Origin of the sequence: Vreelandella boliviensis LC1 (assembly GCF_000236035.1) — a bacterium.
GTDB classification, from domain to species: Bacteria; Pseudomonadota; Gammaproteobacteria; order Pseudomonadales; family Halomonadaceae; genus Vreelandella; species Vreelandella boliviensis.
The window spans coordinates 194167-206050 of the sequence record NZ_JH393258.1 but is presented as its reverse complement, the minus strand read 5'-3'; the positions used below and the strand labels follow the sequence as shown (position 1 = coordinate 206050).

8 protein-coding genes are annotated in these 11884 nt (G+C 56.6%); all 8 read right to left on the bottom strand.

The features are described 5' to 3' along the window. Positions 1-5 precede the first annotated feature (5 nt). Positions 6-236, bottom strand: a complete 231-nt coding sequence (locus tag KUC_RS10115; RefSeq protein WP_083825767.1) for a CcdB family protein — start codon at positions 234-236, stop codon at positions 6-8. Further along, a complete protein-coding gene (locus KUC_RS10110; RefSeq protein ID WP_007113095.1) occupies positions 236-481 on the bottom strand; it encodes a type II toxin-antitoxin system CcdA family antitoxin in 246 nt (81 codons plus the stop codon). Before KUC_RS10110 ends, KUC_RS10115 begins: the two co-directional genes overlap by 1 nt. Positions 482-749: 268 nt before the next feature. Next, positions 750-4406: a bifunctional proline dehydrogenase/L-glutamate gamma-semialdehyde dehydrogenase PutA gene (gene putA / locus KUC_RS10105; protein ID WP_007113094.1), complete on the bottom strand. Its 3657-nt coding sequence runs from the start codon at positions 4404-4406 to the stop codon at positions 750-752. A 145-nt stretch (positions 4407-4551) separates the two neighbouring features. Beyond that, positions 4552-6045, bottom strand: coding sequence for a sodium/proline symporter PutP (gene putP, locus KUC_RS10100; RefSeq protein ID WP_007113093.1), 1494 nt, complete (start codon positions 6043-6045; stop codon positions 4552-4554). A gap of 248 nt (positions 6046-6293) precedes the next feature. Continuing rightward, a complete protein-coding gene (gene putA / locus KUC_RS10095) occupies positions 6294-9485 on the bottom strand; it encodes a bifunctional proline dehydrogenase/L-glutamate gamma-semialdehyde dehydrogenase PutA (protein WP_007113092.1) in 3192 nt (1063 codons plus the stop codon). Between the two features lie 151 nt (positions 9486-9636). Beyond that, positions 9637-10470, bottom strand: a complete 834-nt coding sequence (locus KUC_RS10090) for an AraC family transcriptional regulator (protein WP_007113091.1) — start codon at positions 10468-10470, stop codon at positions 9637-9639. An 88-nt stretch (positions 10471-10558) separates the two neighbouring features. Next, positions 10559-10918: a hypothetical protein gene (locus tag KUC_RS10085; protein ID WP_007113090.1), complete on the bottom strand. Its 360-nt coding sequence runs from the start codon at positions 10916-10918 to the stop codon at positions 10559-10561. Positions 10919-11227: 309 nt separating this feature from the next. Next, on the bottom strand, positions 11228-11635 hold the full coding sequence (locus KUC_RS10080) for a CBS domain-containing protein (RefSeq protein ID WP_040480989.1): 408 nt from the start codon (positions 11633-11635) through the stop codon (positions 11228-11230). Between the last annotated feature and the right edge of the window lie 249 nt (positions 11636-11884).

The window sequence follows — 11884 nt, the reverse complement described above, 5'->3', positions numbered from 1 at the left end:
GGGTGCTACTGAGGATGGGGTGACGTCGGAGTGAGCAAGAGCAGCGTCTGATCGTTGAACGTTATCTCTGGCGTGAGGCCCCGCATGGCCTGTTCGCCAAAAGCAGCGCTCCTCCCCAAAGGGATAACGATACGAGTTGCCAAGTCGGTCAGAAGGGCGCTTTGAATATCTATCAGGTAAGGATAGTGCGCTTTGCTGGTTTTACTTGGGTTAGGGTAAACGTCGAATTGTGCCATCAAAACTCCCGGAATTCGTCGCCAAAGCACCCATGTTGCTCAACGAATTCGTTATAGTTCTTGATCGCACTACGGTTTTCTTCGACCCATTGAGCTACCTCCCGTTTCGCAAGCTCTTCCTTCAGCGCCCGCTCAAGGGTGGCTGAAAGGTTAATGTTCAGAGCGCGGGTCTTGTTGAGTAGGTCACTGTTTACAGACAGGTTCGCTGCCTTTCTGGGTGCGGCTTTATCGTAAAGTTCGGGCATATTTTCCCTCCACAGAGTTGTGACCAACATTATTAAAACGTTATGCGCACTAGAATGCGCATTCAAGTGAGCATTTAACAAATTGCTGGGAATCCCCCGAAAATCCCGGCTGCCAGAAACAAAAAAGCCACTAACGAGTAGTGGATAATGATTGATCGCTGAGACAGTGATCAGCGTTTTCTTAGTGCGAGAGGAGGGCGAGCGACCCCAGTGAGTCGCTCACACCCCTAAGCACCGACCCCTAAGCACCGACCACTAAGGCAACGACCTATTCGGCGGTTGCCAGCAGGCTAGCGTTGCCACCCGCTGCAGTGGTGTCGATACACAGGTGGCGTTCCACCACGTAGCGATCCGGCGAGATGGTTTGGGTCTCGAGCGGGATGATGGCGCCGTCGCGCTTGGCCAGCGCAATACGCAGTTCGCGTGTCCAGTCGCTGTCACCCGCTGCGGCGACCGCCGCAATGCCTTTGACTTCGCGCAACGTCTCGGCTGAAACGCTGCCATCAAGCCCGGCTACCGGCACACCGGCGTCGAGCAGCGGCTTCACAGCCTGTTCGGCACCGGGTGCGACTACAACGGCCGCACAGCCCGTGCCGAGGGCTTGCGCTGCTTGCGCGATAGCGATATCCAGGGTTGGCCCGAGACACAGAACCGCTCCCTTCGGATACATCGCCAAACGGTTGCTTTCGCCCGTTGGCCCCGGCAGCGTCTGCGGCGTCATATCTAACGCTGCTGTTTCGGCAAGCGCCTTGCGGATCACGCCGTTTTTGCCAGAGAGCGCCTTGCGCAGTACCTCGATCCGATTGGGTCGTACCGCCCAGTTACGCGCATCCAGCCCGTCAAGCGCCGGTTGAAGGTCGCTAAGTGGCACGGCATTCCCCTCAACTACCTCGTGGCGCTCGGCGTCCGCGGTGCGGCGGAAGCGAGTGACGTAGAGCGGGCCACCGGCCTTGGGCCCGGTGCCCGAGAGGCCCTCGCCACCGAACGGCTGGGAGCCGACGATAGCGCCGATCTGGTTACGGTTGACGTAGACGTTGCCGACATGGATACGCTCAACGATCTGCTGCACGCGATCGTCGATGCGGGTATGCAGGCCGAAGGTCAGCCCGTAGCCCTTACCATTGATGTCGTCAACGACCTTGTCGATGTCCCGCGCCTTGAAGGTGGCGACGTGCAGCACCGGGCCGAAGATTTCACGTTCGAGATCCTCAATGCCGCCGACTTCGACTACTGCTGGAGTGACGAAGGTGCCGGTGTCCGGCGCAGCCAATTTCTTTAGTACTTTGCCGTTCTTCTCGTGTGCCGACACATAGTCGTTGATCTCGGTCTGGGCGTCGGCGTCAATGACCGGTGATACGTCGGTATCGGTATTCCAGGGGTCGCCAATGGTGAGTGCGTCCATGGCGCCGTAGAGCATATTGAGCAACCGGTCGCGGGCTTCTTCCTGGACATACAGCATGCGCAGCGCGGAACAGCGCTGACCGGCCGACTGGAAGGAGGAAATCAGGATATCGCGCACCGCCTGCTCGGTGAGCGCCGTGGAGTCGACGATCATGGAGTTGAGACCACCGGTCTCGGCGATCAGCACGGCATCAGGCCCCGCGTTCTCGGCCAGCGCCTTATGGATGATTTGCGCCACCGGAGTTGAACCGGTAAAGCAGACACCGGCGATCCGAGGGTCGCTGGTCAGCGGGCCGCCCACCGTCGGGCCGTCGCCCGGCAACAGCTGCAGGGCCGCTTCCGGCAGACCAGCTTCACGCATAAGTTCGACGGCGCGAGCGGCGATCAGCGGCGTCTGCTCGGCGGGCTTGGCAAGTACCGCGTTACCTGCCACTAAGGCAGCAGCGATCTGTCCGGTGGTGATGGCCAGCGGGAAGTTCCACGGGCTGATGCAGACGAAGATGCCGCGGGCACTGCCGGGTTCTTCGGCCTCCAGTCGCTCGCCTTCGTTGGCGTAGTAGCGCAGGAAATCCACCGCTTCGCGCACTTCGGCGATACCGTCGAACATCATCTTGCCCGCTTCGCGGGTGGTGATTACGGTCAGTTCGGCGATGTGTTCCTCGTAGAGATCGGCGGTGCGGCGCAGTACCGCGGCACGTTCGGCCGCCGGGCGCGCCGACCACTCTTTGAAGCCTTCTTCGGCGGCGTCGAGAGCAGTGGCGACCTCTTCCGGCGTGGCCTCATGTACCTTGCCGATTACCTTTGAGCCGTCGGCGGGGGAAAGGGCATCGCGCGCCGGGCCCTGGGGTGCAGGGCTACCTACCAGCATGGGGCCTGCAGTCCAGGTGGCGTCGGCAAAGGATTCACGCGCATCGAGCAGCGGCAGAATCGAGGCGGGTTCATTAATCCGATAACCCTTGGAGTTCTTACGATCGGGCTCAAATAGCTCGCTAGGTTGGCGGATCAACGGGCTTGAGACGTCGCTGCCGAGCTGTTTAAACCCTTCAATGGGGTCCTTTGAGACGTCACTTGGCGGAATCGAGCTATCCACTACCTGGTTGACGAACGAGGAGTTGGCGCCGTTTTCCAGCAGGCGACGTACCAGATAGGCCAGCAGGTCGCGGTGCGCACCGACCGGGGCGTAAATGCGGCAGTGGGTGCCTTCCGACTCCTTGACAATTTGGTGCAGCGATTCGCCCATGCCGTGCAGGCGCTGAAACTCGTAGCTGTCCTTGTCCTCGCCCGCCATCTCGACGACGGCGGCACAGGTGTGGGCGTTGTGAGTGGCGAACTGCGGGTAGATGCGGTCGCGCCGATCGAGCAGCATTTGGGCGCAGGCCATGTAGCTGACATCGGTGTTGACCTTGCGGGTGAAGACAGGGAAGGTCTTCACACCCATCTCTTGGGAAAGCTTGATTTCGGTATCCCAGTAAGCGCCTTTTACCAGGCGTACCATGATCTTGCGGTTGTATCGCTCGGCGAGCTCGTAGAGTGTCTCGATCATCGGCGCGGCGCGGCGCCCGTAAGCCTGCACGACCACCCCGAAGCCATCCCAGCCGTCCAGGCTGGGGTCGGCCATCAGGGCTTCGATCACGTCGAGGGAGAGATCCAGCCGGTCTTGCTCTTCGGCGTCGATATTGAAACCGATATTGGCCTTGGCCGCCTGCTGCACCAACTCTTTGGCGCGGGGCAGGAGTTCCGCCATTACCGTGTCACGGTGGGTGTATTCATAGCGCGGGTGCAGCGCCGAGAGCTTCACCGAAATGCCGGGGCTCCCGCGCACGTCGCCCTTGGCCTGCTCGGCGATGGCGGAGATCGCTTTGGCATACGCTTCATGATAGCGAACGGCATCTTCGTCGGTGCGTGCCGCTTCGCCCAGCATATCGTAGGAGTAGGTATAGCCCTGTTTCTCGAGCTCACGGGCATTCTTCATGCCTTCTTCGATGGTCTGGCCAAGTACGAACTGGCGGCCAAGAATCTTCATCGACTGGCCAACCGCCTTGCGTACCACCGGCTCGCCCATGCGGCGTACTAGGCCGCGCAGCGCCCGCGTCGGGCCTTTAGGATCTTCTTCCAGCACCTTGCCGGTCAGCAGCAGCGCCCAGGTCGAGGCATTGACCATCGATGAGGAGGACTTGCCCAGGTGGGCGCCCCAGTCGGAGGGCTCAATCTTATCGTGGATCAGGTCGTCGATGGTTTCCGCATCGGGCACGCGCAGCAGCGCCTCTGCCAGACACATTAGGCCAACGCCCTCGGTGGTCGAGAGCCCGTACTCGGCCAGGAACGCCTCCATCATTGAAGGCGACCTTTCTTTACGCACACGCTCCACGTACTTGGCGCCAGCGGCGGCAACCTTCTTGCGGTCATCCTCCGACAACTTAATACGTTCGATAAGCCCGTGCAGCACATCTGCCTCGTTGGCATCGTAGTGGGTGCGAATGCGTGAGCGTAGATCACTCACGTCGCTATGCAGATGATTGTTCATACTGGGTCTCTCCTTGCTAGCCGACACTTAGGCGTTGCTGCGTCGGTTAGGATGTAGTCATACTTTTTGCAGTCAACACAAAATAACAAACCTAAAGAGGGCTCCCGCGGGAGCCCTCTTGATACGCTCAATGTGTGCTGAGCGCTTACTTGCGTTCGATATGCTGATATTCACCAGAGTCGTTAGTCATGTTGCTCACCACTAGGATGGCAATAAAAGACGCGATAAAGCCAGGAATGATTTCGTACACACCTGGGCCACCCAGGAACTCACCATTCCATCCCAGTGAGATCCAGATCATAACGGTAACAGCACCTACCACCATGCCAGCGATGGCACCATTGCCGTTCGTGCGTGGCCACATCAGCGATAGAATGATCAACGGTCCAAATGCCGCACCGAACCCTGCCCAAGCGTTACTGACCAGCCCCAGAACCTGGGAGTTTTCGTCAGAGGCAATAACCGCTGCCACAATGCCCACAAGTACAACACAGACACGGCCTACGGCGACACACTGCGCTTCAGTTGCGTTTTTGTGCAGGAATAGGCGATAGAAGTCTTCGGTCAGTGACGAAGACGCCACTAGAAGCTGGCTTGAAACGGTGCTCATAACCGCTGCAAGCAGCGCCGCATATAGGAAGCCGGTAATCAACGGATGGAACAGTAGGTCTGCCAGGATGATAAAGATCGTTTCCGGATCTTGGACATCAATACCGTTGCGGATCGCATAGGCCCGGCCGAAGATGCCCAAAGAAACGGCACCAATCAGCGAGATAAGCATCCAGCCCATGCCAATGTTGCGGGCAACGGGCACCTCCTTGAGTGTGCGGATCGCCATGAAGCGCACAATGATGTGCGGCTGGCCGAAATAACCCAGGCCCCAGGTCACAGCCGACAGCCACCCGATGAAGGTCAGCCCCGACGTCCAGGAAAGCAGGGTGGGATCGACTTCATTCAGGGTCTGTGTGGCCTGCGATAAACCGCCGCCACCTTCGCCAAACAGCACTACCGCTGGCATGATCACCAGTGCCAGCATCATGATGCAGCCTTGCACGAAGTCCGTCATGCTCACTGCCAGGAAGCCGCCGACAACCGTATAAATAAGTACCACGCCCAGGGTGATCATAACACCCATGGCGTAGTTGCTCATGTCGCCGAAGTTGTAAATGCCAGTAAACGCGCTTTCAAACAGCTTGCCGCCCGCCACCAGGCCTGACGCGGTATAGACTGCGAAAAAGATCACGATAACGATGGCAGACACTGTGCGCAGTGACATGGAACGGGTGGGGAAGCGGTTTGCCAGGAACGCTGGAATGGTGATCGCATTGCCATAGTGAACAGTCTGTTCACGCAAGCGCGGAGCAACAAGAATCCAGTTAAATAACGCCCCCACGAGCAAACCAATGCCGATCCAGGCGGAACCCAAGCCAGATACGAACATTGCCCCAGGCAAGCCAAGCAGCAACCAGCCGCTCATATCCGACGCACCGGCCGACAGGGCCGCTACTTTTGGGCTGAGGGTACGACCACCCAGCATGTAATCTTCAGAGGAAGAGGTGGATTTGCGCATCGCATAAATACCGATGCCGACCATAAGCGCAAAGTACGCAATGAGACTGATCCAAACACCAATAGCCATATAACTTCTCCAATTATTCAGGACGGAGCTAGCTCCGACAGGTTATTGCGCATACCGGGAAAAATCCGGTAATGGCGCAGTCTTGTTGTTAGCCCCTTTTCATACCCATGTTAATGGCCCTGGAGAGCCCGCTAAAGATGAAGTCAGAAAGGTCGGTGGCACCTTTGTATGTAATGATCCCTATATTATTTTCGACCATGAGATAGTTTCCTGTTCAGGAGTTCAGGTTAGTGATGTTGATGAGTGGCTCACTCATCGCCTAGCGCCAACAGCGACGCATTCCCGCCTAAGGCAGCGGTGTTATTAGTAACGGTTTTCTCGGTGACAAAGCGCTGCAAATAGTGAGGGCCACCGGCTTTTGGGCCGGTGCCGGAGAGCCCTTGACCACCAAACGGCTGTACGCCTACCACTGCACCGATGATATTACGATTGATATACACATTGCCCACCCGCATTTTCTGCGCTATTTCAGCGGCGAAGGATTCGTTGCGGCTATGCACACCAAAGGTCAGGCCGTAGTTGCGACCATTGATATCGTTGATGACCTTATCAAGCTCGCTGGCTTTGTAGCGGACGATGTGGAGCACCGGCCCGAACTGCTCACGGGTAAGCGCATTGATGCTGTCGATAGTGAAGGCCACGGGGGCAACAAAAGTGCCGTCCTGGGTGTGTTCAGCGGCCATCGGTGTTTCTGCGATCAGGCGATTTTCGGCCTTGAGATTTTCAATGTGCTCCAGCAAGCCCTTGCGGGCGTCTTCGTCGATGACTGGCCCCACATCGGTGCCCAGGTCGCGAGGGTCGCCAATACGTAGCTCGTTCATCGCGCCTTTGAGGATTTCAATCACTCGGTCGGCAACGTCGTCTTGCAGATACAATACGCGAAGTGCCGAACAGCGCTGCCCGGCGCTCTGGAAGGCTGACTGAATCACATCCACGACTACCTGCTCGGGCAGGGCGGTGGAGTCCACAATCATGGCGTTCATGCCGCCGGTTTCGGCGATCAATGTGGGCAGCGGGGCGTTTTCCCGTGCTGCCAGGGCGCGGTTGATAATTTGTGCGGTGTCGGTACCACCGGTAAATACCACCCCGGTAACTCGCGGGTCGGAGGTCAATACGCTGCCTACCGTCGGGCCATCACCGGGCAGTAGCTGAACCACATCTCGAGGCATGCCCGCTTCATACAGCAGCTCAATCACCCGGTGGGCGACAATAGAGGTTTGCTCGGCGGGTTTGGCCAGTACGGTGTTGCCCGCCACTGCTGCCGCGACTACCTGGCCGCAGAAGATTGCCACCGGGAAGTTCCAGGGGCTAATCGCGGCGAACACGCCTTTGCCGCCCATCATCAACCGGTTGGATTCGCCGGTGGGGCCAGGCAGCATAATCGCTTCGCCGAAATCCTCTTCTGCGCGCATGGCATAGAAACGGCAGAAGTCGACGGCTTCTTTGATCTCATCGACACCGTCAGTGAGCAGTTTGCCGCCTTCCCGTGAACAAAGCGCCATCAGCTCCGGCATATGCACTTCCATCAAATCACCCAAGCGACGCACTATGGCTGCGCGTTGGGCCACGGGCGTGGCATCCCAGCGGGGGAACGCAGCCCAGGCAGCATCCAGCGCCTTTGTGGCTTGCTCTTTGCTGGTCCACTGCACGCTGCCCACGGTGTTGCGGCGGTCATAAGGGCTGGTGACGCTATGGGTATTAGCGGCGTCGTCGGCAACGTCAAAGGCGAGCAGCGGTTTGGCCGGGTACTGCTTATCCATAAACGCGCTCATCTGCTCCATTAGCGGGTAGTAGTGGCTGCGAATATTGAGGTTTACCCCGCGGGAGTTGCGACGTTTAGGGCCGTAAATATCCTTGGGTAGCGGAATGTTCGCATTGGCCAGGTTTTTCTGCTGGCGCAGGGTCTCAATCGGGTGCTGGCACAGTGATTTGACGGCTACGTCGGGGTCGACCAACTGGTGCACAAACGATGAGTTGGCGCCGTTTTCAAGCAGGCGGCGAACCAGGTAGGGCAACAGGTCCTTATGGGCACCCACCGGCGCATAAATACGGCAGTAGGTGCCTTCTGGGGCACGCTCAAGGGCAGCGTCATAAAGGGCTTCGCCCATGCCGTGCAGACGCTGAAACTCGAACGGACGGCTGTCGCGGTTGGCGAACTCAAGGATCGTTGTCACGGTATGGGCGTTGTGGGTCGCGAACTGCGGGAAGATTCGCCCACGGGTGTCATTCGAGAGCAGGAACTGAGCGCAGGCTAGGTAGGCCACATCGGTGCCTGCTTTACGGGTAAACACTGGATAGCCGTCGACCCCAAGCTGCTGGGACTCTTTAATTTCAGTATCCCAGTAGGCGCCTTTGACCAAGCGTAGCGGAATCTCGTCACCCTGTTGGTCGGCCAAGCGGTTGATGTACTGCAGCACCGGCAGGGCGCGCTTGGAGTAGGCCTGTACGACTAAGCCGAAATGCCCCCAGCCCTTAGCGGCTGCGCTTTCGTAAACGGCACGGAAGACTTCCAGCGAAATCTCTAGGCGATCAATCTCTTCAGCGTCAATGGTTAAGGCCACATCCAGCTCACGTGCCTTGCTAACCAGTTTGATAACGGTGTCGACCAGCTCGGTCAACACCTGCTCGCGGCGGCCAAACTCATAACGCGGGTGTAACGCAGAGAGCTTGATGGAGACCGACGGCGCTGGGGTTTTATCGCTGAGGGTCTTGCACGTTTTGCCTACCTGCTCGATGGCACGTGCGTAGTCGTCAAAATAGCGCTGGGCATCGTCCCGGGTGCGGGCGGCTTCACCCAGCATATCGTAAGAGTAGCTATAGCCTTTATTGAACAGGGGCTTTGAGCGCTTGAGGGCTTCGTTAATGTCGCGACCCAACACAAACTGCTTGCCCATGATCTTCATCGCTTCGTACATGGCACGGCGAATAACCGGCTCGCCCATACGATTGACCATGCGATTAATGAAGTTGGCGGGCTGCCCCTCTTTGGGGTGATCCAATTTCAGCACGCGGCCAGTCATCAATAAGCCCCAGGTAGAGGCATTGACCATCCACGATTCGCTCTTGCCGATGTGAGACTGCCAATCGGCGGGGCCGAGTTTGTCTTCAATCAAGGCATCGGCGGTGGCTTTATCGGGAATGCGCAGCATGGCTTCCGCCAGGCACATCAGCATCAGGCCTTCGTGGGTGTCCAGGCTGTACTGCTGTAGCAGCTCGTCAATCGTGTCAACGGCGGTGTCCATCTTTCGGACATCCTCAACCATCGCTGCTGTGTTGGCTTCAATGCGGACAAAGTCTTCGCGGTCGGAATTCAACACCTCGATCAGTTCGCTGACATAGGCATTTTCGTCCACTAAGTAGTGGTCGCTAACGCGCGTCATGAGGGTGTCGAGATCAGTTTGCCAGATGGCAGGGTCGCGCATGTTATTGGCATTGAGCATTGAAGCCCCCCGAAAGTCTGAGCAGAACGAATGGGTAGCAGGGCGTGGTGCCCAAGCAAATAAGCGAATGTAGAGTGCAGCCACCTTTGGTGTATGTTGATTTCACGGTAAAACGTGTCAATTCCGCGGCAAGAGCAACGGCTATACGACTTTAGTAGAGTTTTTGCTGGCCTGCTAGTGGCCCTAAAGAAGTGTTTGATGGGCTAATTGCTACCGGTGGTACATCCGCTTGGCGCAATTGGCGCGGCGACAATCCGTAACTGCAGCGAAATGCATGGGAGAGCGCGCTTTGATTGGCAAAGCCGGTTTGAATAGCAATATCGGTGAGTGGAAGGCGGCTCTGCAGAACCAACTGACGAGCTGCATGGAGCCGCTGGCGCTTGACGTACTGCCAGGGCGAAAGCCCCGTTTGAGCGCGGAAACAGTCGGAAAAATGCGCTTCGCTTAGACAGGCTAGACGCGCTAAATCGGCGACGCGTAGGTCTTCAGCGAGATGCTGGCGAATAAAGCGGTTAATGCGAGTCAAATCCAGGCGCTGCTGAGTGCTTTTGGTGGCTGTGCCTAAGCGCGCCTTAAGTGAGCCCAGCAGCGTGGCGGCTAAGCGGTCTTGCTGAAAGGATTTAGTCGACGTATCAAACCCTTGAGCAAGTTCGCTTTGCATAAACGCTAGGTAGTGGCGCAGTGCGTTATCTAGGCCAAAAAAGCGCGGAGCGTCAAACAGTGCTACCAGTTCTCGGTTCTCACCGGTTAGCGCGGGGGCGTCTTCGGGAAGATCGAAAATTAATTGCCGGTTATGGCCGTAACCTGAGTAGTAGTGTTCGTGATTAGCGGGCACGATACAGCCCGAAAATGCATTGACGCGTCCACCCAATCCTTCAATTTCAAATTCTGATGAGCCGCACAGCGTAATCACAATCTGATGAAAATCATGGGTGTGGTGATGCGTTGCGCTGGCTAGCGGTATTTGTCGGATGGTGCTGGTCATGCAGGCCTCCGGAGTTGCATTAGGTCAGTTGCATTAGGTCAGTTGCCGTAGGTCTCCTGAACCGCAATACGCTTTTAAATCGCAACAGCTACTGCTGGTGGAGGGCAGTGTGGGCGGATAAGTGGTCGCGAAGAGCCTGAAGTTCTGCTTGCCCCTCTTGATTGAGCAGCGGCTTGCCCTGTGCAACCATCCAGCGTCGGCCATGCTGCTCCATTAAGTGCGCGGCTCGGCGTCTAATGCTGTCCAAGTACTCGTTGTGTCGAATGGGGTAACCGATCATCGCGTTCCACTCGGATTCGCTCACCTGACTGTTGAGCGCTTTATCAAACAGCGCCAGTAAATCTTTGGGCTCAGTGCGGTAGCGTGGGGTGCTTGAAGTCACCAGCACCAGCATAACCGCACCAATCACGAGTAAGCAGACTCCAAACACTAATAAATACAGCGCCATCCGCTCTGCTCCTGGGCGTCATCCGTTAATAAATAGCTACGTAATTATATGCTTGGTGCCACTAGGGACGATAATTTTACTTTTTTTGCGAACTTTTCCTTCACAACGTGTCTTAGTATGTACAGGCAACATGCGATAGCAGTCGCTAAAGTTGTTGTTCTGGCTCTATTGTTTTGATCCCTTGCTTCCGCTACTCCTTGAGTAGCGGTTTTTTTTGTCTAAAGCATAACTGTTTTCAAAACCTGTTTCTGAAAACCCGCTTTTGTAAAGCTAGTTTTGAAAATCTAGGTCGAACGTTTAACAGCTCTGCTAATGGCGTCGCATAGCTAGCAGCGCTACCAGGATATCACGTCGCGTCACAATTCCTATTAGACGCTGCTGCTCCACCACCGGGTAAATTTTGGGTTTAGGGCCAAGCATCTCCTGGGCCAGGTCGGTAATGCTTTTATTGGGAGAGACGCTGAGCACTTCGTGGCGCATCATCTCTTTCACCAGGGGAGCTTCGTCATCATGGTAAATACTGTCCAGCACACGGCCCATGACATCCTGCTCTGAAATAAAGCCGATTAAACGATCGGCATCATCAACTACCGGTGCACCAGGTAGACGGTGAAGTGCCAGCCCTTTAGCCAAGGTGGTGATCGAGGCGTTGGGTGAGACACGGTAGCAATCGCGGGACATGATATCGCGAACGATGTTGGGGGTTGCTCTATTCATCATGGACACTCCTTGCTCATCTTGTTCGTCTTCATCTTGTTCATCGCCATGGCAAGCAGGGCATCGCAAGCAAAGCGATCTGATCAGTTGTCTCTAGGTGCTAAAGTAGCATCGACTCTTTCACTGTAGGTGATTTAAAACACAGCGCTCAGCCTGCAAAGCATCTTTATTCAACGCTGTAAGTACTGAATTTTCTAAGCCGTTAATTTTCTAACCGCTCAAATGACCCGCAAATTAACGCATTAAGGA

What these genes read in the sequence shown, in the direction of transcription:
- KUC_RS10090 (WP_007113091.1), bottom strand. Translation starts at nt 10,470, where the DNA reads ATGACCAGCACCATCCGACAAATACCGCTAGCCAGCGCAACGCATCAC.
- KUC_RS10110 (WP_007113095.1), bottom strand. Translation starts at nt 481, where the DNA reads ATGCCCGAACTTTACGATAAAGCCGCACCCAGAAAGGCAGCGAACCTG.
- KUC_RS10115 (WP_083825767.1), bottom strand. Translation starts at nt 236, where the DNA reads ATGGCACAATTCGACGTTTACCCTAACCCAAGTAAAACCAGCAAAGCG.
- putP (WP_007113093.1), bottom strand. Translation starts at nt 6,045, where the DNA reads ATGGCTATTGGTGTTTGGATCAGTCTCATTGCGTACTTTGCGCTTATG.
- KUC_RS10080 (WP_040480989.1), bottom strand. Translation starts at nt 11,635, where the DNA reads ATGAATAGAGCAACCCCCAACATCGTTCGCGATATCATGTCCCGCGAT.
- putA (WP_007113094.1), bottom strand. Translation starts at nt 4,406, where the DNA reads ATGAACAATCATCTGCATAGCGACGTGAGTGATCTACGCTCACGCATT.
- putA (WP_007113092.1), bottom strand. Translation starts at nt 9,485, where the DNA reads ATGCTCAATGCCAATAACATGCGCGACCCTGCCATCTGGCAAACTGAT.
- KUC_RS10085 (WP_007113090.1), bottom strand. Translation starts at nt 10,918, where the DNA reads ATGGCGCTGTATTTATTAGTGTTTGGAGTCTGCTTACTCGTGATTGGT.